General features: G+C 71.4%; 23 protein-coding genes. 13 read left to right on the top strand and 10 right to left on the bottom strand.

Annotation, left to right across the window (positions count from 1 at the left end; genetic code table 11):
- Positions 1-35: 35 nt before the first annotated feature.
- Together ACH34Q_RS02995 and ACH34Q_RS02990 are read right to left on the bottom strand one after the other, a co-directional pair.
- Positions 36-461, bottom strand: a complete 426-nt coding sequence (locus tag ACH34Q_RS02995; protein ID WP_395981148.1) for a ChaB family protein — start codon at positions 459-461, stop codon at positions 36-38.
- Positions 462-614: 153 nt separating this feature from the next.
- Entirely contained in the window at positions 615-1502 is an 888-nt protein-coding gene (locus ACH34Q_RS02990; protein ID WP_395981147.1) for an alpha/beta fold hydrolase, read from the bottom strand.
- A gap of 63 nt (positions 1503-1565) precedes the next feature.
- Between ACH34Q_RS02990 and ACH34Q_RS02985 the strand changes: the two genes are divergently transcribed.
- From ACH34Q_RS02985 to ACH34Q_RS02975, 3 genes are all read left to right on the top strand, one after another.
- Complete coding sequence (locus ACH34Q_RS02985) at positions 1566-2243, top strand: TetR/AcrR family transcriptional regulator (RefSeq protein WP_395981146.1); 678 nt, start codon at positions 1566-1568, stop codon at positions 2241-2243.
- A 110-nt stretch (positions 2244-2353) separates the two neighbouring features.
- Positions 2354-2863 carry an HIT family protein gene (locus tag ACH34Q_RS02980; RefSeq protein ID WP_395981145.1) on the top strand — a complete coding sequence of 170 codons (510 nt, stop codon included), beginning with the start codon at positions 2354-2356 and terminating at the stop codon, positions 2861-2863.
- Between the two features lie 88 nt (positions 2864-2951).
- Entirely contained in the window at positions 2952-3545 is a 594-nt protein-coding gene (locus ACH34Q_RS02975) for a TetR/AcrR family transcriptional regulator (protein WP_395981144.1), read from the top strand.
- A gap of 29 nt (positions 3546-3574) precedes the next feature.
- On the opposite strand, the gene ACH34Q_RS02970 is transcribed toward ACH34Q_RS02975, so the two are convergent.
- Genes ACH34Q_RS02970 through ACH34Q_RS02960 form a run of 3 tightly spaced genes read right to left on the bottom strand, consistent with a single transcriptional unit; the run spans position 3575 to position 6933 of the window.
- Positions 3575-4411 (bottom strand): enoyl-CoA hydratase-related protein, encoded by an 837-nt coding sequence (locus ACH34Q_RS02970; protein WP_395981143.1) that lies wholly within the window; start codon positions 4409-4411, stop codon positions 3575-3577.
- A gap of 28 nt (positions 4412-4439) precedes the next feature.
- Positions 4440-5648, bottom strand: coding sequence for a DegT/DnrJ/EryC1/StrS family aminotransferase (locus tag ACH34Q_RS02965; protein ID WP_395981142.1), 1209 nt, complete (start codon positions 5646-5648; stop codon positions 4440-4442).
- Positions 5649-5697: 49 nt separating this feature from the next.
- Positions 5698-6933, bottom strand: a complete 1236-nt coding sequence (locus tag ACH34Q_RS02960; RefSeq protein ID WP_395981141.1) for an amidohydrolase family protein — start codon at positions 6931-6933, stop codon at positions 5698-5700.
- A gap of 189 nt (positions 6934-7122) precedes the next feature.
- Between ACH34Q_RS02960 and ACH34Q_RS02955 the strand changes: the two genes are divergently transcribed.
- Together ACH34Q_RS02955 and ACH34Q_RS02950 are read left to right on the top strand one after the other, a co-directional pair.
- Positions 7123-8754, top strand: a complete 1632-nt coding sequence (locus ACH34Q_RS02955; protein ID WP_395981140.1) for a class I adenylate-forming enzyme family protein — start codon at positions 7123-7125, stop codon at positions 8752-8754.
- 3 nt (positions 8755-8757) lie between these two features.
- Complete coding sequence (locus tag ACH34Q_RS02950) at positions 8758-10956, top strand: acyl-CoA dehydrogenase (RefSeq protein ID WP_395981139.1); 2199 nt, start codon at positions 8758-8760, stop codon at positions 10954-10956.
- 38 nt (positions 10957-10994) lie between these two features.
- Here the strand turns inward: ACH34Q_RS02950 and ACH34Q_RS02945 are convergent, their stop codons facing one another.
- Positions 10995-12227 (bottom strand): cation:proton antiporter, encoded by a 1233-nt coding sequence (locus ACH34Q_RS02945; protein WP_395981137.1) that lies wholly within the window; start codon positions 12225-12227, stop codon positions 10995-10997.
- 214 nt (positions 12228-12441) lie between these two features.
- Positions 12442-13293: a DUF72 domain-containing protein gene (locus tag ACH34Q_RS02940; protein ID WP_395981136.1), complete on the bottom strand. Its 852-nt coding sequence runs from the start codon at positions 13291-13293 to the stop codon at positions 12442-12444.
- Positions 13294-13434: 141 nt separating this feature from the next.
- Between ACH34Q_RS02940 and ACH34Q_RS02935 the strand changes: the two genes are divergently transcribed.
- Positions 13435-14262, top strand: a complete 828-nt coding sequence (locus tag ACH34Q_RS02935; RefSeq protein ID WP_395981135.1) for a transporter substrate-binding domain-containing protein — start codon at positions 13435-13437, stop codon at positions 14260-14262.
- 39 nt (positions 14263-14301) lie between these two features.
- On the opposite strand, the gene ACH34Q_RS02930 is transcribed toward ACH34Q_RS02935, so the two are convergent.
- Both ACH34Q_RS02930 and ACH34Q_RS02925 read right to left on the bottom strand, forming a co-directional pair.
- Complete coding sequence (locus ACH34Q_RS02930; RefSeq protein WP_395981134.1) at positions 14302-15126, bottom strand: ABC transporter permease subunit; 825 nt, start codon at positions 15124-15126, stop codon at positions 14302-14304.
- A gap of 59 nt (positions 15127-15185) precedes the next feature.
- On the bottom strand, positions 15186-16130 hold the full coding sequence (locus ACH34Q_RS02925; protein ID WP_395981133.1) for an ABC transporter ATP-binding protein: 945 nt from the start codon (positions 16128-16130) through the stop codon (positions 15186-15188).
- A 118-nt stretch (positions 16131-16248) separates the two neighbouring features.
- Here ACH34Q_RS02925 and ACH34Q_RS02920 point away from each other — a divergent pair, with 118 nt between their 5' ends.
- The 4 genes from ACH34Q_RS02920 (at position 16249) to ACH34Q_RS02905 (ending at position 21305) form a co-directional block, all read left to right on the top strand.
- On the top strand, positions 16249-16719 hold the full coding sequence (locus ACH34Q_RS02920) for a GbsR/MarR family transcriptional regulator (RefSeq protein ID WP_395981132.1): 471 nt from the start codon (positions 16249-16251) through the stop codon (positions 16717-16719).
- A gap of 112 nt (positions 16720-16831) precedes the next feature.
- Positions 16832-18184 carry a TrkH family potassium uptake protein gene (locus ACH34Q_RS02915; RefSeq protein WP_395981131.1) on the top strand — a complete coding sequence of 451 codons (1353 nt, stop codon included), beginning with the start codon at positions 16832-16834 and terminating at the stop codon, positions 18182-18184.
- A 153-nt stretch (positions 18185-18337) separates the two neighbouring features.
- On the top strand, positions 18338-20836 hold the full coding sequence (locus ACH34Q_RS02910) for a molybdopterin oxidoreductase family protein (RefSeq protein WP_395981130.1): 2499 nt from the start codon (positions 18338-18340) through the stop codon (positions 20834-20836).
- Positions 20823-21305 carry a hypothetical protein gene (locus tag ACH34Q_RS02905; RefSeq protein ID WP_395981129.1) on the top strand — a complete coding sequence of 161 codons (483 nt, stop codon included), beginning with the start codon at positions 20823-20825 and terminating at the stop codon, positions 21303-21305. Before ACH34Q_RS02910 ends, ACH34Q_RS02905 begins: the two co-directional genes overlap by 14 nt.
- Positions 21306-21338: 33 nt before the next feature.
- Here ACH34Q_RS02905 and ACH34Q_RS02900 read toward each other — a convergent pair whose 3' ends face one another.
- The gene (locus ACH34Q_RS02900; protein ID WP_395981128.1) at positions 21339-21707 is read right to left on the bottom strand and encodes a hypothetical protein; all 369 of its coding nucleotides are present in this window, start codon (positions 21705-21707) and stop codon (positions 21339-21341) included.
- 323 nt (positions 21708-22030) lie between these two features.
- Between ACH34Q_RS02900 and ACH34Q_RS02895 the strand changes: the two genes are divergently transcribed.
- The 3 genes from ACH34Q_RS02895 to ACH34Q_RS02885 are packed head-to-tail and all read left to right on the top strand — an operon-like array spanning position 22031 to position 24282.
- Positions 22031-22618 carry a sigma-70 family RNA polymerase sigma factor gene (locus ACH34Q_RS02895; RefSeq protein ID WP_395981127.1) on the top strand — a complete coding sequence of 196 codons (588 nt, stop codon included), beginning with the start codon at positions 22031-22033 and terminating at the stop codon, positions 22616-22618.
- A 49-nt stretch (positions 22619-22667) separates the two neighbouring features.
- Positions 22668-23732, top strand: coding sequence for a type III polyketide synthase (locus ACH34Q_RS02890; RefSeq protein WP_395981126.1), 1065 nt, complete (start codon positions 22668-22670; stop codon positions 23730-23732).
- A gap of 4 nt (positions 23733-23736) precedes the next feature.
- A complete protein-coding gene (locus ACH34Q_RS02885; protein ID WP_395981125.1) occupies positions 23737-24282 on the top strand; it encodes an isoprenylcysteine carboxyl methyltransferase family protein in 546 nt (181 codons plus the stop codon).

The following is a 24282-nucleotide window of genomic DNA, read 5'->3' as shown; positions in this document are numbered from 1 at the left end:
CTCGATCAGGGTCGGCTCGATCAGGATCGGAGACGTCACCGGCGGGCCTGGGCGGACTCGCGCTTGTTGGCCTTCTCGATGGCCTTGACCAGCTCGTTCTTGGTCATGCTGGAGCGCCCGGAGATGTCCAGCCGCTTGGCGACGTCGTACAGGTGCTGCTTCGAGGAGTTGGCGTCGACGCCCCCGGCGGTCTTGCGCGAGGTGTTGCGGCCGCCCTTGGCCTGCGCGTCCGACGGGCCTTTTCCGCCGCCGGCCTTCGGCTCCCAGTGGTCGCCGACCTTCTCGTGGGTGTGCTTCAGCGCGGAATAGGCGACCTGGTGTGCCCGGCGGCCCTCGCCGTACTCCTCGGCGGCCGAGTCGTGCGCCTTGGCGAAGGTGCGCTGCGCCTTGGCATCGGAACGCTGGATCGTGTCGGGGAGTTCGGTTTTCTTGGCCTGGCCCTTGGGATTGGTCTTGGGCATCGTTCGTGCACCTCCTCGTATTCGCCGCTTGGTGCGGTTTCGCCTCACTAGGGGTTGTGCACGACACAGGGCAGTCGAAACACGGGGCAGTCGAAACACAGAGCAGTCGAAACACGGGGGCAGTCGAGACAGGGCACCCGGCAACTTGAGCGTTCAGGCCGTGGTGAGCCGGTGTACGTGGTCGGCGACGGTCGGCCATGTGTGCGCCGGAAGGTCGTGGCCGGCGGCCGGGAGCATGACCAGGCGGGCGCCCTCGACCGTGGCGGCGATCGCTTCGGCGGCGCCGGTACGGATGAGGGGGTCGTCCTCCCCGTGCAGAACGAGCATGGGGGGCTTGAGGGTCTCGAGGGCGGGTCCGTGCCACTGGGCGCCGATCTGGCGGCTCTGGGCCTCGCGGTCCCTGACTCCGGACGGGTCCCGATCGATCCATTCGCGCGCGGCGGTCTCATCGAACGGGGTGGCCGGCGAGGCCAGGAGGCGGCCCATGGCGAGGGCGGCCCAGATGTCGCCTTCCCTGGTCGCGGGGAACGACTTCAGCCGGCTGAACTTGGCGAGCATACCGAGGTGGATGTACTTGAGCGCGCCCAGCCCCTTGGCGTCACTGGGCACGGCCGCCGACGAGGTCACCGTACGGACCCGGGCGGGATGGCGGAGGGCGATGCGCTGGGCGACGGCGCCGCCCATGGAGTGGCCGAAGATGTGGGCGGACTCCCAGCCGAGGTCGTCCATGACGGCGATCGCGTCGTCGGCCATGTCCTCTGCCGTGTAGGCGTCGCCGCGCTTGCGGAACAGCGCGGAGATCGGATTGCCCGTCTTGGCCGGGGGCAGCCGGGTCGAGTCCCCGGCGTCGCGCTGGTCGTAGCGGGCGACGGCGAAGCCGCGGGCGGTGAACTCGGCGCAGAGCCCGGCCGGCCACCAGTGCCGGGACACGCCCAGCCCCATGACCAGCAGTAGTGGCTCCCCGCCGGAGACAGGCGGGTCGAAGGCCAGCCGGACCCCGGCGTTGGTGGCGAAGCGGGGCGGGTCCCAGAGGGTGTTCATGCTGCTCCCTAAACTGCGATCGGTGTTCGCAGTAACTAGACTACCCGCGACCTGGGAGGGACGATGACCGACCCCGTGCCCGTGTGGGCCCGGCCGGAACGCGGCGCGCGCGGGCCCGCGCCCGAGCGCAGCCGCGCGCAGATCACCGAGGCCGCGGTCGCGATCGCCGACGCGGACGGCCTGGCGGCGGTGTCCATGCGCCAGGTCGCCCGGAGCCTGGGCACCGGCCCAGCGTCCCTGTACCGGTACGTGTCCGGCCGCGACGATCTCGTGGATCTGATGGCCGACGCCGTCGCGGGCGAGATCGACCTGGCGCCGATGCCCGGCGGGGACTGGGCCGGGGACATGGTGGCGCTCGCGAGCGCGGGCAAGGCGGTGCATCTGCGGCACCCCTGGCTACTGGACGTGCCGCCGCAGCCGGCCCGGGTCGGGCCGCGCGCGATCGACTACCTGGAGCACGCCCTCCATCTGCTGGAGCCGGCGCCCGCCGACGGCCGGACCAAGCTGGAGGTGATCGGCGTGGTGAACGGGCTGGTGGCGCAGTTCGCGCGCAACGAGATCGCCGCGCGGGATGCGGCGGCCGAACGGCAGGCGGCGCAGGCCGCCTACCTGGCCCAGGTCGCCGCCGAGGGCCGGCACCCGAGGCTCGCCGCGGCCATGGCGGACACCGCACCGCACGAGGACGCCCAGATCCTCTTCGAACGGACCATCCGCAGAGTCGTCACAGGCCTGATCGCCTAGTCGGACGCGACCGCCCGCGTTGTCCAGTGGGGCTGGGTAGTGGAGCTGAGTACCAGTATGGAATCGACCCTGGTGACGCCGCCGGCAGGGACGGAAGGCAGGTCAAGCCGATGATCGAGCCGGAGTGCATCGCCTGTGCCAACAACGCCCGCGTGGACTCGCTGCCGCCACGAGAACGCGTCGTGCTCGACCCGTACTGGCGGGCGGCACACGCCTTCGGCACGGGCGTTCCCGGGTGGCTCGTCCTGCTGCCCCGCCGTCACGTCACCGCCATCGCGGACCTGACCGACGCCGAGGCCGCCGCCCTCGGCCCCTGGCAGGTACGCCTGTCACGAGCCCTCCAGGCCGTGACCGGATGCACCAAGACCTACATCGCCCAGTTCGCCGAGGCGAAGGGTTTCAGCCACGTCCATTTCCACATCATTCCGCGCATGGGTGATCTACCGGACGGCCTGCGCGGTCCCAGGATCTTCGCCGCCCTGGGCCGGGACGAGCGGCACGACGTGCCCATCGCCGAACGGGACCGCCTCGCGCTCTTGATCGCCGAGTGTGCCGGGAATCCAGAGCTTGCCGGAAATCCGGAACGTGCCGGGGATCCTGATCCGGACCGGCTAGAGTAAGACTAGATTCTAGTTCTAGTTAAGGTCGACGGCCAGGCGGGTGTCATAGGATCGGGGCCCGTCGGCGCGCTCCCGGGAGGTCACAGGTATGAGCACGCAGCCCGCGCTGCCCGCCTACCAGCTCGCCCGCCGGGGGCGGATCGTGCAGGCCGCGTCCGAGATGCTGGAGGGCCAGGAGTACGAGCGGATCCAGATCCGCGAGGTCGCCGAGCGCGCCGGTGTCGCGCTCGGGACGCTCTACCGCTACTTCTCGTCCAAGGAGCACCTGTACGCGGCGGTGATGGTCGACTGGGCCGAGCCGTTCCGCGAGTCCGGCGGGCCGGTGGACGAGGCGCGGGCACCGCAGGAACGGATCCGCGGCCGGCTGCACCTGACCATCCGCGCCTTCGAGAAGTACCCGAACTTCTTCGCCCTCGAATCGGTCATGCAGGGCACGTCGGATGCCAACGCCGCGCAGCTGTTCGCCGAGTTCAACGAGCGCAACATGGTCGCCTACCGGTCCGAGCTCGGCGGCCTGCCCGCCGGGCAGGCCGCCGACATCAGTTCCGTGCTGACGGCCGTGATGGCGCGCGAGCTGATGGCGTTCACGCTCGGCTGGAAGCCCATCGAGGACGTCTACCGGCTGGTCGACCGGGCCGTCGATCTGATCTTCTCCCCGCTGCCGGTCCAGGCCGGCGCCTGACCTGGCCGGCCCGGCCCGGCCGGCGCGGGTCAGCCGGCCGTCCTGCCGTCGCCGAAGGCGCCGTCGCGGCGGGTGAGCGCCTTGGTCAGGCCGGTCTCCTTGGCCGCCTCCATGAACTCCTTGAAGCCGTCGGAGTGGGTGGCCAGGGCGCAGGCCTCGGTGCCGGTACGGATCGCCGACCGCATGCCCATGTGCTCCATCGCGCGATGCACCGTGCGCTTGTTGAGTTGCAGGACGTCCGGCGGGATCTGCACGATGCGTCCCGCCATGGCCAGCACCTCCTCGTCCAGGCTCGCGGCGGGGAACGCGCGGTTGGCGAAGCCCCGTTCGACCGCCTCGACGCCCGTCATGCTGTCGCCGGTGAGGACCAGCTCCATGGCCTTGCGCATGCCCAGCAGCCACGCGTGGTACTGCATGTCCGGAACGCCGAAGCGCACCGCCGGGTAGCCGATCAGGGCGTCCTCGGCGACGTAGACCAGGTCGCAGCCGGTGGCCAGCTCGCTGCCGCCGGCCAGGCAGTGGCCGTGCACCTGGGCGATCACCGGCTTGGCCAGGTCCCAGATGCCCATCCAGCCGTCGACGACGTCGCGCTGGAACTTGCCGGGGCCCTGCCCTGACCTGCCCTTGTGCTCGGGGCTGATATCGGGCGTGAGGTCGTACCCGGCGCTGAAGCTCTTGCCCGCGCCGCGCACGATGGTGGCCCGTACGCCGGGGTCGCCGTCGGCCTCGCGCAGCGCCGCCAGGATCTCCGCGCGCAGCGGCGCGTGCAGGGCGTTGCGCTTCTCCGGGCGGTTCAGCGTCACCCGGCGTACGTACGGGGCGGGGTCGTCGATCAGGACGTGCTCGTATGGCATTTCGTCTGGCATGGGGTGAGCCAATCTGGGTGAGCCGATCTCAGGAGTGTGCGCGGGCGAACTGGTGGATGGCGTCGATGATGCGCCCTACCTCGTCGTCGTCCAGGCCGTGGCTCATCCCCAGGGACATGCCGCGTTCGAAGACCTCGTCGGCGACGGGGAGGCCGGAGCCGGGCTGCCGGTACGTGACGCCGGCCATCATCGGGTGCCGGGTGACGTTGCCGCTCCACACGGTACGGGTGTCGATCCCGGCCGCCTCCAGGGATTCCTGCAGGTCGCTGCGCGTGAAACCAGCCTCTTTACGGACCAGTACCGGGTAGCACAGCCACGCGGTCTCCAGCCCTTCGAGGGTGCGCGGCAGGGAGAACAGGTCCGGGTACGCGCCGAACGCCGCCGCGTAGGCCGCGAAGATCTCGGCCCGGCGCCGGTAGTTGCGGTCGAGCTTGTCCAGCTGCTTGAGCCCGAACGCGGCGCCCAGCTCGGAGGGCTCGAAGTTCCACGGCAGCACGTCGAAGATGAAGTCGTTGTCGTAGGCGACGCCGTCCAGGTCCTCGCGGAACACCCGTCCCGTGCCGCCCGAGCCGTACAGGTGCGGCTCCGAGCGCCGTCCCCAGCGCCGCAGCATCAGGCCCTTGTCGCGCAGCCGCTCGTCGTTCAGCATCACCATCCCGCCGTTGCCCGCGCAGGTGATGATGTGCGCCATCGCGAAGCTGGTCACGCTGATGTCGGCGCGCGTGCCGGTCGGGGTACCGCGCAGCGTCGCGCCCAGCGCGTCGCAGGTGTCCTCGATCACCTGGAGGCCGTGCCGGTCGGCGATCGCGCGGATCGCGTCCCAGTCGGGGGCGTTCCCGGCGAGGTTGGGGAACAGCAGGGCCCGGGTACGGTCGGTGACCATCTCCTCGATCTTGCCGACGTCGACGTTGTAGGTGTCGGGCTCGACGTCCACGAACACCGGCACCAGACCGGCCCTGACCAGCGGGGCGACATCGGTGGAGAACGTCAGGGGAGAGGTGATGACCTCCGAGCCCGCGGGCAGGTCGAGCAGCTCGACCGCGAGGTACAGGGCCGACGACCCTGAGTTGCACATGAGCCCGCGCCGCTTGCCGGACAGTTCGGCGACGCGGCGTTCCATCTCGGCGACGTGCGCGCCGATGCGCAGCGCTTGGTGGCCGCCGTTCAGGACGCCGAGCACGGCGCCGATCTCGGCCTCGTCGTGCACGCTGCGGGCGTACGGGATCCGCTTGGTCATGTCGTGCCTTCCCATCAACTCGTGCCTTCCAACAACTCGTGCCTCTCCATCAGCCGGTGGTGAGCAGTGCGACGCTGTCGGCGACCTTCTCGAGCGCGCTGTCGGCGTCCTCGGGAAGGTCGGTGGGGGCGAGCGGGACGGCGATCTCGTCCACCCGGGGGCCGACGCGTGCCGCGATCGGGTCCAGCTCGTCCAGGTCGAAGCCGAAGAGCGCGGCCGGGTTCTCCGCCAGCACCTTGCGCAGGTCGGCCTCGCTCCAGCCGGCGAAGGCCAGCCGCAGGTGCTCGCGGGTGAACGGGTACGTGCCCTCCGCGTGCGGGTAGTCGCTGCCCCACATGAAGTGGTCGAGGCCGATCTCGCGCGCGGCGGCGGTGTCGGCGGCGTCGGGGAAGCTGACACCGAGCCAGACGTTCTGCCGGAAGTACTCGGTGGCCGTACGCGGCAGGATCTGGTCCGGCTCGAACGCCAGCTCGCCGATCCGGCCGGTCGCCTGCATCCGGGTGATCAGCGAGTCCAGATGCGCCAGCTCGCGGGGCACCCACGAGCAGCCCTGCTCGGTCATCACGAACCGGAGCCCGGGGAAGCGCTCGAAGACGCCCGACAGGAGCAGGAACAGCAGCGGCCTGCGCGCGTACGTGGGCCCCTCGGCCAGCTGGATCACGCCCGAGGACGGCAGCTTCTCGTACCGGGGCCCGCCGGTGCCGCCGTGATTGTGCACGGGGATCTGGAGGTCCTGGCACACCTCCCAGAGCCGGTCGTGGTCGGGATGGTTGAGCGGCTTGACCCCGTGCGCGTCCGGCGGGAACGGCGGCAGGAGCACGCCGCCGCGCAGCCCGTGCTCGGCGATCCAGCGCGCGTCCTCGATCGCGTCGTCGACGTCGTTCATGAAGATCTGGCCGATGCCGGCGCGCCGGCCGGGGCGCTCGGCGCAGAAGTCGGCCAGCCAGCGGTTGTGCGCCTGGATGCCGGCCCGGCGCAGCTCGTAGTCCTCGGCGGAGGGCGGCCCGGCGAAGAACACGAAGCTGGGGAAGAACGGCGGGATCGTGTTGGGGAAGAGCACCTCGCCGACGACCCCGTCGGCCTCCTGCTCGGACTCGCGCAGCCCGGTGTCCCAGTTGCGGAGCTTGGCGGGGTTCTGCTCGCGCAGGTCCTTCCACGGGTTGCGGTGCCGCCCGCGCCACTCGTCGAAGCGCTCGCGGTACCGCGGGTCGAGGTAGTCGCGGTACGCGGCGTGGCTGCCGCCCGCGTGCGTGTCCACCGAGATGAGGGTGTAGCGGTCGGGCATCGTTCGGCCTCCCATGCTTGATCCGGCGTGCTCGTGCTTGAAACGTGCTGTGCTTGAAACCGGGTGAAAACTAGAACTAGAATCTAGTCTTACTTGGGACAGTCCTACTACGAGTCCAAGTGGCGACGCAAGAAGCGCTGTGATGCGAGAAACGCGGGACGCGAGAAGCGCTGGCGGAAGGGGCACAGGTTGACGATCGCGGTACCGGACGGAGCGGCGGAGCCGTACGAGACGGCCGAGGAGCAGGTGCGCGGCCGGCGGATGCGGGTCTTCCGCCATCGGCGGCGCAGGCTCGGCGAGCTGGTGGAGGCGTCGGCGCGGTTCGGCGACCGGGAGTACCTGGTCTTCCCCGGCCGGCGGCTGACGTACGCCGAGCACCACCGGGCCGTGGCGGGTACCGCGCGGACGCTACGGGACCGGTACGGCATCGGCCCGGGTTCGCGGGTGGCGATCCTGGCCGCCAACTCGCCCGAGTGGATGGTGACCTTCTGGGCCGTCGTCCACCTCGGCGGCGTGGTCATCGCCCTGAACGCCTGGTGGGCCGGAGACGAGATCGACTACGCGCTCGGCGACGCCGACCCCGTGCTGCTGGTGGCCGACCGGAAGCGGCTGGATCGTCTCGCCACCGCGCCGTCCTGCCCGGTCCTGGAGCTGGAGACGGTTCTTACCGAGGTGGAGGCGCAGACGCAGGCGGAGGGGGAGGACGGCTCGGACGCTCCGTTCGGCGGCGTTCCCCTCGCGGACGTGAACGAGGACGATCCGGTGGTCGTCCTCTACACCAGCGGTACGAGCGGACGTCCCAAGGGCGCCGTGCACAGCCACCGCAACATCCTCGCCCAGCTCCAGGTCCAGGCGTCCCTGGCGACGGGCGGTACGGGCGCGGGGCCGCCGGCCCGGATCTTCTCGACCAGTCCGTTCTTCCACGTCTCCGGCCTGCACGGCGGCGCCGTCGCGCGGCTGGCGAGCGGCGCGACGTTCGTCGGGTACGAGGGACGGTTCGACGCCGTCACCGTGATGGAGACGATCGAACGCGAGCGCTGCACCGCCTGGTCGGCCGTGCCCACCGTGGTCTGGCGGGTCGTCCACCATCCCGGCGCCGACCGCCACGACCTCTCGTCGATGGCGCGGATCAACGGCGGCGGGTCGTCCTGGTCGCCGGCCCTGCAGGACCGGATGCGCGAGGTCTTCGGCCCGGACCTGGTGATCGGGGTCGGGTACGGGTCCACCGAGTGCACCGCGTGGGCCACGATCGCGACCTCGCCCGGTGACCTGGTCGCCCACCCCACCACCGTCGGGCGTCCCGTGGCCACCGTCGACGTGGAGGTCCGCGGTCCCGAGGGCGAGGCCCTGCCGGACGGTGAGGAAGGCGAGATCTACGTCCGGAGCCCGCTGGTCATGCTCGGGTACTGGCGCAACGACGAGGCCTCGGCGGCGACCGTCGACTCCGGTGGCTGGCTGCGGATGGGCGATCTCGGTACGTTCCGCGACGGCCTGCTGTTCCTGTCCAGCCGGCGCAGCGACCTCATCCTGCGCGGCGGCGAGAACGTCTACCCGGCCGAGATCGAGAACCGCCTGGAGGCCCATCCCGGCGTCGCCGAATGCGTCGTCATGGGCGTACCGCACGAGGAACTCGGCCAGGAGGTCGCCGCCGTGGTCGTCCTGCGCGACGGCGCGAGCGTGACCGCCGGTGACCTGTCGGACCATGTCGGCGCTCACCTCGCGCGCTTCAAGGTCCCCAGTCACTGGACGATCCGTACCGGGCCGCTGCCCCGTACCGCCAGCGGCAAGGTCATCCGCGCCGACGTCCACCCCGGGGAGTAACGCATGTCCATCGGTCTCACCGCCGAGCAGGCGGAACTGCGCGACGCCGTACGCGGCTGGTCCGAGCGGGCCGGCCTGCGAGCCGCCGCCCGCAACGCCGCGGACGCCTCCGAGCCGCAGCCGCACGCCGCGATCTGGCGCGGCATCACTGAGCTCGGCCTCCCCGGGCTGCATCTGCCGGAAGAGCACGGCGGAGCCGGCGCGGGCGCCGTCGAGGTGGCCGTGGCCCTGGAGGAACTCGGCCGCGCGCTCGACCCGTCCCCGTACCTGCCGACCGTGCTCGCGAGCCTGGTGATCTCCCGTTCGGGCTCCCACCACCTGCTCTCAGGCTTGGCGGACGGTACGAGGACCGCGGCCGTGGTGCTCGACGCCTTCGACGGCACGGGCACGACGCTGCGCGGTACGGCCCCGGCCGTGCTCGGCGCCGCCACCGCCGACCTGCTCGTCGTGGGCTCGGCGGAGGCGTGGTTCGTGATCGACGCGGCGGACGCGACGATCACTCCGGCCCCCAGCCTCGACCCCACCCGCCCCGTGGCCGAAGTCCGCCTCGACGGCCTCACCGTCGAGCCCGGCCGGACGCTGCCCGGCATGGACACCGGCACCGTACGGGAGCTGGCCGCCGTCCTGTTCGCCGCCGAGGCGGCCGGCCTCGCGGCCTGGTGCCTGGAGACGGCGACCGAGTACGCGAAGGTCCGCGAGCAGTTCGGCCGTCCGATCGGCTCGTTCCAGGCGGTCAAGCATGCCTGCGCCGACATGCTCGTCCAGGTCGAGCAGGCCCGCGCCGTCGCCTGGGACGCCGCCCGCGCGATCGCCCAGAGTGAGCAGGGCCAGAGCGAGCAGGGCCAGAGCGAGCAGGGCCAGAGCGAGCAGGGCCAGAGCGGGCACGGACACGGCGCGCAGGGTTCCATGTCGGCGGCCGTTGCCGCCACCGTCGCCGTCGAGGCGGCGGTGAGCTGCGCCAAGACGTGCATCCAGCTGCACGGCGGGATCGGCTACACGTGGGAGCACGACGCCCACTTCTACCTCAAGCGCGCGACGACCCTGCGCCAGCTGATCGGCGGCCGCGACCGCTGGGCCCCGCGCGTCACCGCCGCTGCCCTGGCCGGTACGCGCCGTACGCTCGACATCGACCTTCCCGGCGAGGCGCGCGCCGGGATCCGGGCGGAGATCGCGAAGCTGGACGGCCGCCGGAGCATCGTGGACGCCGGGCTGCTGATGCCGCACTGGCCGCGCCCGTACGGCCGCGCCGCCACTCCGGCCGAGCAGCTGGTCATCGACCAGGAGTTCGGCGCGGCCGGTGTCGAGCGCCCGGACCTGGTGGTCGGCGACTGGGCGCTGGCCACGATCATCGAGCACGGCGACGACGCGCAGCGCGACCGGTTCGTGCTGCCGACGATGTACGGCGAGCTCCAGTGGTGCCAGCTGTTCTCCGAACCCGGCGCGGGCTCCGACCTGGCCGGCCTGTCGACCCGCGCGACCCGTACCGACGGCGGATGGCTGCTGACCGGCCAGAAGGTCTGGAACACCGCCGCCGCGACCGCCGACTGGGGGATCTGCCTGGCCCGTACCGGCAGCGAGGCCGACCGGCACCGCGGGATCACGTACTTCCTGGTCGACATGCGCGACCCCGGCGTCGAGGTACGGCCGCTGCGCGACCTGACCGGCGACGACGGCCACTTCAACGAGGTCTTCCTCACCGGCGTCCGCGTCCCCGACGACCGCGTGGTCGGCGAGGTGAACGGCGGCTGGCGGCTGGCCCGCACGACCCTCACGGCCGAGCGCGTGGCGATGGGCGCCGGCTCCTCGATCGGCTACGGCGCCGAGGCCGTCATCGATCTCCTGAACGGCCACCCGGAGCAGGCCGCCGACCCGATCGTGCGGCTGCGCGCCGGCCTGCTGCTCTGCGAGGGCCAGGCCAACGTCCTGGTCGGTTTCCGCACCACCCTGCGCCGGCTGGCCGGAACCGATCCCGGCCCCGGGGCCAGCCTGCGCAAGCTCTCGTACGGCCTCCACCTGCAGGACGCGTTCGAGTTCGCCCTGGAGCTCCTCGGCCCGTCCGGCGCCGCCGCCACGGGGGAGGCCGCCGGTGTCGCCCTCGGCTTCCTCAAACGACGCCAGCTCACCATCGGCGGCGGCACCAGCGAGGTCCAGCGCAACGTCATCGCCGAACGCATCCTCGGCCTGCCCCGCGACCGCGCCTGACCTCTAGGCAGCCGACCAGAACCGACCTCGGCCCGGCGTCAGCGGCTCTCGTCGGTGGCGCCGGTGCGCTCGTCCCCGTCCCGGCGCTCGTCCTGGTGCCAGGTGGGGACCTCGTGCACGTCGTCGAAGCCCCGGGCCACGACGATGTCGGTGGAGGAGTGGGCGAAGATCGACAGCACGATCGTCACGCCGACCAGATGGAAGATCATATCGGCGTTGGAGATGCCCGACTCCAGCACCAGCAGGCCGTACACGACCGACGCGAACCCCTTGGGGCCGAACCACATCACCGCGACCTGTTCTCGGGTACTCAGCCGCGAGCCCAGGAACGACACCCAGATCGCCAGCGGCCGCGCCACCACCAGGGCCAGCAGGGCGAACAGCCAGCCGAGCCAGCCGACGTCGCCGAGGAAGGCGGGAGAGAGCAGCGCGCCGAAGACCAGCAGCGCCGCCAGCTTGAGCAGCTCGGCGACCAGTTCGCCGAACTCCTCGAAGGCCTCGTGATGCCGGCCGCCCATGGTGGCGACCGTGACGCCCGCGGCGAACGCGGCCAGGAACAGGTTGCCGTGCGTGACCTTGCCGAGGGCGAGCACCAGCAGCCCGATGGCGACCGCGTTGAGCGGCTCGTACTTGGCGGAGATCGCGAACAGCCGGGTGCGCTCCAGCTTGATGGCCGCCCAGGGCACGGCCACACCGATGATCAGGCCCAGCGCCAGCTCGGTGCCCAGCTCGCCCAGATGCAGGTCGTCCGACCCCTGGGCCAGGGCGAGGAACAGCACCACGAACGGCAGGATGAGCCCGTCGTTGACGCCCGACTCCACGTTCAGCAGATGGCGCAGCCGCGGCGGTACGCGCTCGTTGCCGACCAGGGCGGCGGCGAACACCGGGTCGGTGGGGGTGAGGACCGCCGCGATCAGCAGCGACTCGATCCAGCCCAGGCCCACCACGTAGTGCGCGAGCGCGGCCGTCACCAGCAGGGTCAGCGGCAGCCCCCAGCCCAGGGCCCGTCCGGGCAGCCGCCAAGCGCTGCGCAGGTCCTTCCAGCCGGCGTGCATGCCGTCGGTGAACAGCACCGCGAACAGCGCCAGCTCGGCCAGCGTGTACACGAGCGGATCGCCCGGCTGTAGCGTGATCACGCCGGTCATGCCGTCGCCCAGCAGGAAGCCGCCGACCAGGAACAGCGCGGCGGTCGACAGGATCGTGCGGTGGGCCAGACTGGACAGCAGTACGGCCAGCAGCAGCAGGGCCGCGAAGGCCATGAGTAGAGCCATCAGCGGCGGCCTCTCGAAGTCGCGATAGGGCGTAGAACTGCCGACCAGACTTCCCGGCGCACCAGGAGGAGACTGTAACGGGCCGCCCGCGCGTTTCCAAGCTCGGGATCATGGTGAGCGGCCCGTGGTTCAGGCCGGCCCGTGGTTCAGGCCGGCCCGTGGTTCAGATCGGCTCGTGGTTCAGGCCGGCCCGTGGATCAGATCGGCCCGAGGGTCAGAAGAGCGTCGGTGGCTCGGCGGGGATCGGTTCGGGGAGCGGCTCGATCCCGGGCAGGCGGGCCCGGACGGCGTCGTGGAAGCGGCGGGCGAGCATCAGTGCCTCGGCGTTGTCGGGGGTGTGGACGAACACGGTCGGCGAGCGGCCCTCCCGCAGCCATCCGGTGACCGTGTCGATCCAGTACCGCCAGCCCTCGACCGTACGGGCGGTGTCGTCCCGCCCGAGGTAGCGGACGATGGGACGGTCGGTGAGCGCGGGCGACACGCGTGGCACGCGCGGCTTCTTCGTCCAGGCGTCCCGTTCGGCGTCGCTGGTCGGCGGGCTCTGGAAGAGCGTGGTGGTGTCGAACGGGATCCATTCGGCGCCGGCACCCGCGAGGACCCGTTCGAGGTTCCGCGCGGACCGCGCGTCCTCGAAGAACGCGCGGTGGCGTACCTCGACGGCGTAGCGGTGCGAGGCCGGGAGCCGGCGAAGGAAGTCGGCCAGCGTCCCGAGGTCGGCAGGGGAGAACGATCCCGGCAGTTGGACCCAGAGGGCGTGGGCGCGGGGGCCGAGGGGTTCGATGGCCGTCAGGAACGAGTGCAGCGGCTCGTCGATGCCGGTCAGGCGGCCCTCGTGCGTGATCGTCTTGGGCAGCTTGACCACGAACCGGAAGTCGGGGTCGATCTGCCGCGCCCACGTCTCCACGGTGCTCCGCGAGGGCGTCGCGTAGAACGTCGTGTTGCCCTCCACCGCGTTGCACCAGGTCGCATAGGACCGCAGGCGCTCCCTGGGCGGGAGCGGATGGGGCAGGAAGCGCTTCTGCCATGGCGGGTGAGCCCACATCGCGCATCCCACGTGAAGCCGCATGGGACCGACGCTATCGAAGGCCGCGGAGCCGCGCGGCATCCGCCGCCCGGGTCCGGATTCGGTCACTTTATGGATCTTCAGGGCATGGCCCTGAAATGTTGATCTCCAGGGTGGAGCGTCGGCGCGGGCGAAGGGCTGGACGTGGGGTTCCTGCGGATGCGGCGGCGGGGCGCTCTGGCCGTCGCGGGCCTGCTGGGCTGTGCCGCCCTGACGGGCTGCGCGGCCGGGGACGAATCCTCCATCGTCGGGAAGAAGACCCTGGTGGCCGGCGTACGGCCGGACCTGCCCGGGCTCGGGTGGAGGCGGCCGGACGGCCGGTTCGAGGGCCTGGACGTGGACGTCGCCCGCTACCTGGCCGAGCGGATGGGAAAGGGCGTGCGCTTCGTCCCGGCGCTGGCGGCGGATCGGGAGCGGCTGCTGCACGAGCGGCGCATCGACCTGGCCCTGACGTTCTGGGTGGAGCCGGAATGGCAGCTCCGGCTGGCTTTCGCGGGACCGTACTACCTGTCGTACCAGGACATCCTCGTCCGGGCCGGCGAGCGGGACGTCCGCGGCGTGCGGGACCTGAAGGGCCGCGACCTGTGCGCCGTCACCGGTGCCGGCGCGGCCGAGCAGGTCATCAAGGAGCGGCAGGTGGCCGCCGTGCCGGTGCCCGCGAGGAACTACGACGAGTGCATGGCCATGCTCCAGGACGGCCGGGTCGATGCGATCACCACCAACGACACGATCCTGGCCGGGCTCAAGACGCGGCGGCCCGGGAAGTTCAAGCTGGTGAACGCCCGGTTCGGGGAGCGGCGTACGGGGATCGGGATGCGGCGCGGCGATCCCGACGGCTGCGAGGCGCTCAACAAGGCGATCACGCGGATGTACCAGGACGGCACCATGATCCGGCTGATGGACAAGTGGTTCGGGACGTCGGGACTCGACCTGTCGGGCGTGGCCGTACCGCAGTTCGAGGGCTGCGAGTGACCGAAGCCGCGCGAGTGACCGGCGGGCGCGCGGTCGGGCTCAGCGGCCGATGTCGCGGCGGGCCAGCCGCCAGGCGCCGGCCGCGATCAGGACGATCGTGGCGGCGGCCAGGACGGCGGCGTCGGCGAACTGGAGGCCGTGCTTGAGGGGCTCGCCGCCGATGTAGTAGTGGAACGGGGTGAGGTGGCGGAGCCAGTCGGCGCCGATCTGGGGAGCGAAGCCGTGCAGGGCGTAGGCGGCGACGCCGATTCCGGCGGCGACGCCGAAGACGGTCGGGCGGCTCTTGCCGGTGGCGGCGCCGATGCCGGTGGCCAGCGCGCCGAAGACGGTGGCCAGCAGGGCGAGGTTGAGAGCCTGCGCGGTGAAGTCGGCGGCGCCGACTCCGTCCAGCCCCGCGCTGCCGCGAATGGCGAGCATGGCCGCCAGGACGACGGCGGCGATCGCGAACGCGCCGGTCGCGAGGGCGGCGAAGCGGTGCAGGAGCAGGCGGGTACGGCCGAGCGGGTGGGCCAGCAGCAGGTCCAGGTAGCCGGACTCCTCGTCCGCCGAGATCATGCGGGCGCCGGTGGCGGCACCGTAGAAGGTCGCCAGCAGCGGTACGAGCAGCCCGAAGACGGCGCCCTGGAGGTAACCGGCGGCGGAGGAGACGTCGTTGAGCCCGAATCCCTGCATGGCCTCGGGGACCGATGCCATGGAATCGGCCGATATCTGCGAGTAGAAGCTGCCGTACATCATGGCCAGCAGGGCGGTGGCGACGGCCCAGACCGTGAAGACGCGCCGGTTGTCGTACAGGGTCTTGGTGAACATCGAGCGGCTGAACGCCCGGGCGAGGCCGGAGGCCCCGGGAATCGTCGTGGTGGTCATGGTGCCGCCGTTCGTCATCGTGTCGATGGGCGAGAGTCGATGGAGGGAGACGTGCCGGGTCAGGTGACGTGGACGGTGCCGGGCTCGCCCGTGTCGCTGGAATCGCCTGAGTAACCGGAATCGCCTGAGTAATACGCGTGGAAGAGGTCTTCCAGGTCCTGGGTGTCGGCGCGCAGGGCGGTGACGGTGTGCCGGGCGGCGGCCTTGACCAGGGCGTCGGGACTGCCGTCCACGCGGCAGTTCAGGGTGGTGCCCTCGATGGTCAGGTCGCCGACGCCGGGCAGGGTGGCGAACTCGGCGGCGGGTACGGGCGCCGCGAACGTGATCCGAACCTGGAGGAACGAGCGGGCCCGCAGGTCGGCGACGGTGTCGAGCGCCACCAGGCGGCCCTCGCGGATGATCGCGACGCGGTCGGCCACCGCCTCGACCTCGCTCATGATGTGGCTGGACATGAACACCGTCTGCCCGGCGTCCCTGGCCTCGGCGACCAGGTCGAGGAAGGTCTGCTGGACGAGGGGGTCGAGGCCGGCGGTGGGCTCGTCCAGGATCAGCAGCTCGGGCTCGTGCATGAACGCCTGCACCAGCCCGACCTTCTGCCGGTTGCCCTTGGACAGGCTCTTGATCCGGGCGGACAGGTCCAGCTCCAGCCGGTCGGCCAGCCCGGTGATCCGCGGTGCCGGTACGCCGCCGCGCAGGCCCGCCAGGAACGTCAGGCATTCGCCGGCGCGCTGGCGGCCGTCCACGACGAAGTCGCCGGCCAGGTAGCCGATCCGGCGGTGCAGCCCGACCGCCTGGGCGCGCGGATCCAGGCCGAGGACGCGGGCGCCGCCGGAGGTGGGGCGGATGAGGTCCAGCAGCAGCCGGATGGTGGTGGACTTGCCGGCGCCGTTGGGCCCCAGATAGCCGAACACCTCGCCCCGCTCGACCCGCAGGGTGAGGTCGCTCAGCCCGCGCCGGGCGCCGTAGTTCTTGGTGAGCCGGTCGAGTTCGATCGCCGTGTTCATGGTGACGACGCTATCAGGAGTTTCAGAGATTTCTGAAGACTTGAAGCTGTTAGGATTTCATCAAGATCTCGTGGGGCCCGGCGAGACGGGACACGGCAGGAGCAAGAGGGGGACGACCTTGGGGGACACCACCGAAGCGGCCGAGAATCTGGCGCTGACGCTGGCGCAGGGCGGCCTGCAGAAGGCCACGGCGCGGGTGCTGGCGGCGTTCATGTTCGCCGACGAGGACAGCGTCACCGCGCCGGATCTCGCCGAGCGGCTGGGCATCAGCTCCGGCAGCGTGTCGGGGGCGATCAAGATGCTGTCGACGGTCGGGCTGATCGAGCGCGCCCCAGCGCCGGGCAGCCGCCGCGAGCACTACCGGCTCCGCGACGGCGCCTGGGCGACGCTGATGTCGGCGCAGAACGGCATGGTGCAGGCCATGTTCGAGGCGGCCGACCGGGGGATCGAGGCCGCGGGCGAGGACACTCCGGCCGCCCGGCGGCTGCACGAGATGCGCGACTTCTACGGCTTCATGTTCCGCGAGCTGCCCACCCTGGTCGAACGGTGGCGTACCGAACGCGGCCAGGGGCCCGCGCCGGAGGCGTGAGACGGGACTGAGACGGGCGTGAGATGGGCGCCGCGTGTGGTGATATATGCCGGTGCCGAATCGATCCGGCGGGGGAGTGACGCTGTTTCAGCGGAAGCGATGGACAAGGCGGGTGGCGCCGTGGGGGCGCGCGCTACTGGAACGGTTCCAGCATCCGGCGCAGGTCGTCGTCACGGGATTCGTGATCACGATCGTGACCGGGACCCTGCTGCTGTCACTGCCCGCGGCCACGCACGGGGCCGGTTCGGCCCGCCTGCTGGACGCGCTGTTCACCGCGACGTCGGCGGTGTGCGTGACGGGGCTGGTCACCGTCGACACCGGCGCGCACTGGACGGCGTTCGGCGAGATCGTCATCCTGGGCCTGATCCAGGTCGGCGGCCTCGGGCTGATGACGCTGGCCACCCTGTTCGCGATCCTGCTGTCGGGCCGGCTGGGGCTGCGCGCCCGGCTGGTCGCCCAGGCCGAGACCAAGACCCTGCGGCCCACCGACGTCCGCCGCGTCGTCCGCAACGTGGTGCTGTTCAGCCTGGCGTCCGAGGCGGTCGTCGCGGTCGTGCTGAGCGCGCGGCTGGCGCTGTCCTATGACGAGCCCTTCGGCCGCGCCGTCTACCTGGGGGTCTTCCATTCGGTGTCGGCGTTCAACAACGCCGGGTTCGCGCTGTGGCCCGACAGCCTGGTGCGCTTCGCCGCCGACCCGTGGATCAGCCTGAGCATCTGTGCCGCGATCATCGTGGGCGGGCTGGGCTTCCCGGTGGTGTTCGAGCTGGCACGGCACTGGCGCCGGCCGCGCACCTGGTCGATGCTCACCCGCGTCACCTTGGTCACCTCGGCGGTGCTGCTGGCCGGCGGAACCGTGGTGCTGACCGTGGCCGAGTGGACCAACCCCGCCACGCTGGGCGCGCTGTCCGGACCGGCGCGGGGGCTGGCCGGGTTCACGGCGGCGGTGATGCCCCGTACGGCCGGGTTCAACAACATCGACGTCTCGCAGATGCGCACCGAGAGCTGGCTGGCCACCGACCTGCTGATGTTCATCGGCGGAGGCAGCGCCGGTACGGCCGGCGGCATCAAGGTCACCACGTTCGGGCTGCTGGCGTTCGTGCTGTGGGCCGAGATGCGCGGCGAGCCCCGCGTCAACGTCGGTCACCGCAGGCTGCCCGAGAGCACCCAGCGCCAGGCCATGGGCGTCGTGCTGCTGAGCGTGGGCCTGGTCGCCGGCGCCACGTTCGCGCTGCTGGCCATGACCGGCCACTCGCTGGACCGGGTGCTGTTCGAGGTGGTCTCGGCGTTCGCCACCGTGGGCCTGTCCACCGGCATCACCGCCGACCTGCCGCCCGCCGGTCACGTGCTGCTGATCGCGCTGATGTTCATCGGCCGCATCGGCCCCCTGACGCTGGCGACCGCGCTCGCGCTGCGCGAGCGCACCCGGCGCTACGAACTCCCCGAGGAACGCCCCATCGTCGGCTGACCTCCTCAGTCGTGACCCGTCGCGTCCCCACCGCCCGCTGTTCCGTTTCGGCCCTGCGCCGGGGGGAAGAGCGCCCTTCATGGCGGTTTGCCTGATTGGACCGCGTGCCTTGGCGGGACCTGGCGGCCGGAGCGGGCTACGGGAAGGAACGGGATGGCGGACCGAGTCGCGGACATCTGGGGGACGCGGACACCGTACGGTGCGGGCGAGCGATGGCCGGTCCGCGTCGACCAGTACCTCGACGAAAGGGTGCCCGAAGGCGAGGTCGAGTGGGTCCAGTCGGCCTGCGTGCTCTGCTCGAACGGCTGCGGGATGGACATCGGCGTCCATTCGGGACGCATCGTCGGCGTGCGGGGACGCGCCACCGACCGCGTCAACCACGGCAGGCTCGGCCCGAAGGGGCTGTTCGGCTGGCAGGCCAACAACTCGCCGGACCGGCTGACCGCGCCGCTCGTACGGCGGGACGGGGAACTGCGCCCGGCGAGCTGGGACGAGGCGATGGCCGCGATCGCCGCCCGCAGCCGCCAGGTCATGGACGAGCAGGGACCGCTGGGGATGGGCTTCTACGACAGCGGGCAGCTGTTCCTGGAGGACTACTACACGCTCGCGATGATCGTCCGGGCCGGGATCGGGACGCCGCACCTGGACGGGAACACGCGGCTGTGCACGGCGACCTCCGACTTCGCGCTCAAGGAGACGTTCGGCAGCGACGGCGATCCCGGCTCGATGACCGACTTCGACGCGTGCGACACGATCTTCGCGGTCGGGCACAACATCGCCGAGACGCACACCGTCCTGTGGGCGCGGATCCTGGACCGGCTGCACGGCCCGGACCGGCCGCGGCTGGTCGTGGTCGATCCGCGCCGTACGAAGGTCGCGCAGGAGGCCGACGTCCACCTGCCGATCCGCAACGGCACGAACCTGGCGCTGCTGAACGGCCTCCAGCACGAACTCATCGCCAACGGCTGGATCGACCGGGAGTTCGTCGACGAGCACACCATCGGCTTCGCCAAGCTCGACCAGACGGTGCGGGAGTACCCGCCCGAGCGCGTCGCCGAGATCTGCGGAGTCCCGGCGGACGACATCCGCGCGGCGGCCCGGGTCATCGGTACCGGCGAGCGCCTGGTGTCGACCGCCCTGCAGGGCGTCTACCAGTCGCACCAGGCGACCGCGTCCGCGTGCCAGATCAACAACATCAACCTGCTCCGCGCGATGATCGGCCGGCCCGGCTGCTCGGTCTTCCAGATGAACGGCCAGCCGACCGCGCAGAACACCCGCGAGACCGGCGCCGACGGCGATCTGGCCGGGATGCGCAACTGGCAGAACCCCGAGCACGTCCAGGAACTCGCCCGGATCTGGAACGTCGAGCCGCTCCAGATCCCGACCTGGGCCCCGCCCACGCACGTGATGCAGATGTTCCGGTACGCCGAGGAGGGCTCGCTCCGCTTCCTGTGGATCATCGGGACGAACCCCGCCGTGTCGCTGCCCGAACTGCACCGGATCCGCTCGATCCTCAAGCAGGAACGGCTGTTCGTCGTCGTCAGCGACGCGTTCCTGACCGAGACGGCGGAGCTGGCCGACGTCGTGCTGCCCACCGCGATCTGGGGCGAGAAGACCGGCACGTACACCAACCACGACCGCACGGTGCACCTGTCGGAACGGGCCGTCGCCCCGCCCGGCGAGGCCCGTACCGACCTGGACATCCTCCTGGAGTACGCGCGCCGCCTCGAACTGACCGACAAGGACGGCTCGCCGCTGCTGAAATGGCACACCCCGCAAGGGTGCTTCGAGGCGTTCAAGGAGATGACCCGGGGACGGCCCTGCGATTATTCGGGCCTGTCGTACGGGAAACTCCGCGGCGGCAGCGGTATCCAGTGGCCGTGCACCGACGAGGCGCCCGAGGGCACCGAACGGCTCTACACCGATCACCGGTTCAACACCCGCAGCGAATTCTGCGAGGACTACGGGCACGACATGCTCACCGGCGCCGCGTACGAGTTCAAGGACCACGCGGCGATGGGGCCGGCCGGGCGCGCGGTGCTCAAGACGGCGCAGTTCCTGCCGCCGCACGAGCCGCCCAGCGACGACTACCCGTTCCTGCTCACGACCGGGCGTACCGCGTACCACTGGCATACCCGTACCAAGACCGGACGCGCCCGCCAGCTCGACGCCGCCGCGCCCGATGTGTGGGTGGAGATCTCGGAGGGGGACGCGCGGCGGCTGCGGATCGCCGAGGGTGATCCGGTACGGGTCGAATCCCCGCGCGGGCGGCTTGAGGCCAGGGCGCGGGTCAGCGGGATCCGGGACGGCGTCGTCTTCGTCCCCTTCCACTACGGCCGCTGGGGCGGGGAGAACGGCTCGGGCGGGCAGAACGGCTCGGCGCCGCGAGCCGCGAACGAGCTGACGATCACCGACTGGGATCCCGTCTCCAAGCAGCCGGTGTTCAAGACGGCCGCCGTCCGGGTGGAGAAGCTCGGTGACGGGGACGGCACGCCGTCTCCGGCCCCGACGACGACGGCCTCGCAGCCGGTCGGTGAGGCGGCGGCCGCGAACGGGGCCGGGACCAGGGGTGGTCACGGCGTACGGGAGAGCGGCGCACGGGAAAGCGGCGTACGGGAGACCAGCGAGAGGGCCGGGCATGAAGCTCGATAAGGCGATCGGCGAGGTCCAGGACGCCGAGGCCGATCTGGCCAAGGAGCTGCGGCGGGCCGGCGAGCGGCACGCGGTCGAGCACGACGTCTACCATCTCGGCCACACGCTGGCCCGGCAGTGCGCCGAGCACGTGGAGCGCCTCGCGCCCTTCGCCGAGCGCTACGGCGTCACGCCGCGCAAGGTCGCCGATTCGCCGGGGCTGCTGGACGCGCTCCGGCACCGGAGCGCCCAGCTCATCGGCCGTTCGGAGGTGTCCGGGCTGCTGCTGCTCCACGATCTGCGCGACCTGTACCTCGGCGCGCAGGAGGCGGAGATCGGGTGGGTGATCCTCGCCCAGGCGGCGCAGGCGGCCCGCGACGGAGAGCTGCTCCAGGCCATCGGCCCGTGCCACGAGGCGGCCGAGACGCGTGCCAAATGGCTCCGCACCCGGATCAAGGTCACCGCGCCGCAGGTCCTCGCCACGGGTTAGTTCGAGGGCACGGGGTCGCCTGGGCGGGAAAGGCTAGTCGGCGTTTCTGCCGGGATTCTCGAGGCGGAAGAAATTGCTCTGCGCGCCGTCCTTCTTGTGCTCCTGGTAAAGGAAATTGAGCTTGCGCTCGTCGAACGTACGGAACCAGTCGTCCCATTCGATGTGCTGCAGATCCTGGCCGCCGTACCCGGGGAAGTCGAACAGCAGCCGTCCCGGCCTGCCTTCGTAGTCGCTGCCCGGTACGGTCGCGGGCGTGGCGTCCCGGGCCTCGGCCCATTCGCGGATCACGTCGTGGTCGGTGGTGACCAGGCTCCGGCCGGAACGCTCCTCGTGCTCGTCCGGCGAGGTCACGTGCTGCTCGTACTTGTGCTCGCCCTGGATCGGGTGGTGGGCCTCGGTCATCGTTCGCTCCCCTCGGCGTGGCGTTCGGGACCCTGCGGAGGCCCCGCGGAACGCGGCCCTACCCGGACCGGCGGGGCTTAAAAGGGCCGGCCGCCGGGCGGGCCGGGCCGTTGCCGAACCCTGGCGGAAGGATGGGAGTCGGGGCGGATTCGGGCCGGTGATCCGGCGGCTCGTGCGGCCTCGATCGTTAAATACGCCAAATGCGGGGCATACGGTCCATTTCGGGGAGAAGCGAAGGGGGATGACATGAACGCGGTAGCTCATGACCTTCGGCGACCTGTCCTTCGGCGACCTGACCGTGCCGCGCGTGGACGGGGCCCCGGATGCTGACGACCGCTCCGGGTACGGCCCGGCGAAGAACCCGGTTCGAGCGCGACGCGGTGCCCTATCTCGACCAGCTGTACGCCGCCGCGCTGCGGATGACCCGCCGGCCCGCGGACGCCGAGGACCTGGTCCAGGACACCTACGCCAAGGCGTACGCCTCGTTCCACCGGTTCGAGGAGGGCACCAACCTCAGGGCCTGGCTGTACCGGATCCTGACCAACACGTTCATCAACGATTACCGCAAGAAGCAGCGGCGGCCCGTCCAGTCCGGGGCCGACACGATCGAGGACTGGCAGCTGGCCGAGGCGGCGTCGCACACGCCGGCCGGCCTGAAGTCGGCGGAGGTCACGGCCCTCGAACGCCTGCCGGACTCGGAGGTGAAGCAGGCGCTCGCGGACCTGCCCGAGGAGTTCCGGCTGGCCGTCTACCTCGCGGATGTGGAGGGCTTCCCGTACAAGGAGATCGCGAACATCCTGGACGTCCCGATCGGGACGGTCATGTCACGCCTGCACCGGGGCCGCCGCCGGCTGCGGGAGCGGCTCGAGGGCTACGCCAGCGAACGGGGGATCGGCACGCCCGCCGGATAGTCCCGCTGCGGGGGGCAGCGGAGGCAGGAGCGCTCATCGGGGAGGTCTCATGCGTGTGGCTGCTGTACGGACCGTTCTGCCGGAGCATCGCTACGACCAGCACCAGATCACCGAGGCCGTCGCGCGCTGGGCCGGGGCCGACCGGGAGCTGCTGGAGCGCTTCCACGCCGCCACCCAGGTGACGGGCCGGAACCTGGCGCTGCCGATCGGGGAGTACGAGAAACTCGGCGACTTCACCACAGCCAACGACGCCTACATCGACACCGCCCTCGACCTGGGCGAGCGGGCCCTACGGGAGGCGCTGGACGCGGCCGCGACGGAGCCGTCGCAGGTCGACTACCTGGTCTTCTGCTCCTCGACCGGTGTGGCCACGCCGTCGCTGGACGCCAAGCTGGCCCAGCGCGCCGGGCTGCGCGAGGACGTCAAGCGCGTACCGGTCTTCGGCCTCGGGTGCGCGGGCGGCGCCGCGGGGCTGTCCCGCCTGTACGACTACCTGCGGGCCTGGCCGGACCAGGTGGCGGTGCTGGTCTGCGTCGAGCTGTGCTCGCTGACCGCCCAGCGCGAGGACCGTTCGATGGCGAACCTCGTGGCCGGCGGCCTGTTCGGCGACGGCGCCGCGGCCGTGGTGGCGGTCGGCGCCCGGCGTGAGGACGACGCGGGGCTGCCGAACGACGCCGGCGGGCCCCGGATCGTGGCCACCCGGAGCAGGCTCTATCCGGGCACGGAGCGGCTGATGGGCTGGGAGGTCGGCGCGCACGGCCTCCGCATCGTGCTGGCCGCCGATCTGGTCGACCACGTCGAGGCCACGCTGGCCGGCGATGTCACCGCCTTCCTCGGCGATCACGGGCTGTCGCCCGGCGAGGTGTCCTCGTGGGTCTGCCATCCCGGCGGCCCGAAGGTGATCGAGAAGATCGGCGACGGTCTCGGCATCGGCGCCGATGAGCTGGAGGTGACGTGGGACTCCCTGCGGAGGCTGGGCAACCTGTCCTCGGTGTCGGTGCTGAACGTGCTGCAGGAGACGATCCGGCGCCGCCGCCGGTCCGAGGGCGAACCCGGCCTGCTGATGGCGCTCGGCCCGGGGTTCTCCGCCGAGCTGGTCCTGCTGAGCTGGTGATCCGTTGATCGCCTACACGCTGCTGATCCTGCTCGTGGGGATCGAGCGGATCGCCGAACTCGTCCTGGCGCGCCGCCATCTCGAATGGGCCAGGCGGCGGGGCGGGATCGAGTACGGGCGGCGGCACTACCCGGCGATGGTCGCGGCTCATATCGGCCTGCTGGCCGGGGCTCTGCTGGAGGCGTGGCTGCTCGACCGGCCCTTCATCCCGCTCCTGGGCTGGCCGATGCTGACCGCCGCCGTCCTCGCCCAGGGGCTGCGCTGGTGGTGCATCGCGACCCTGGGCCGGCAGTGGAACACGCGGGTGGTGATCGTGCCCGGCCTTCCGCTGGTGGACCGGGGCCCGTACCGGCTGCTGCGCCACCCCAACTACGTCGCGGTCGTCGCCGAGGGGATCGCGCTGCCGCTCGTCCACACCTCGTGGCTCACCGCCTCGCTGTTCACGGTCGTCGGCCTGGGCCTGCTGAGAACGCGCATCGAGATCGAGAACGCGGCGCTCCGGGAGGTTCCGGCGTCCCGCGGCGCGCTAGCTTCGGAGATCAACGGGTAG

Source organism: Actinomadura sp. 9N407 (assembly GCF_044326315.1).
In the GTDB taxonomy this organism is placed as follows: Bacteria; Actinomycetota; Actinomycetes; order Streptosporangiales; family Streptosporangiaceae; genus Spirillospora.
Note: the sequence above shows the minus strand (reverse complement) of the source record. Positions and strands in the feature narration are given on the sequence as shown.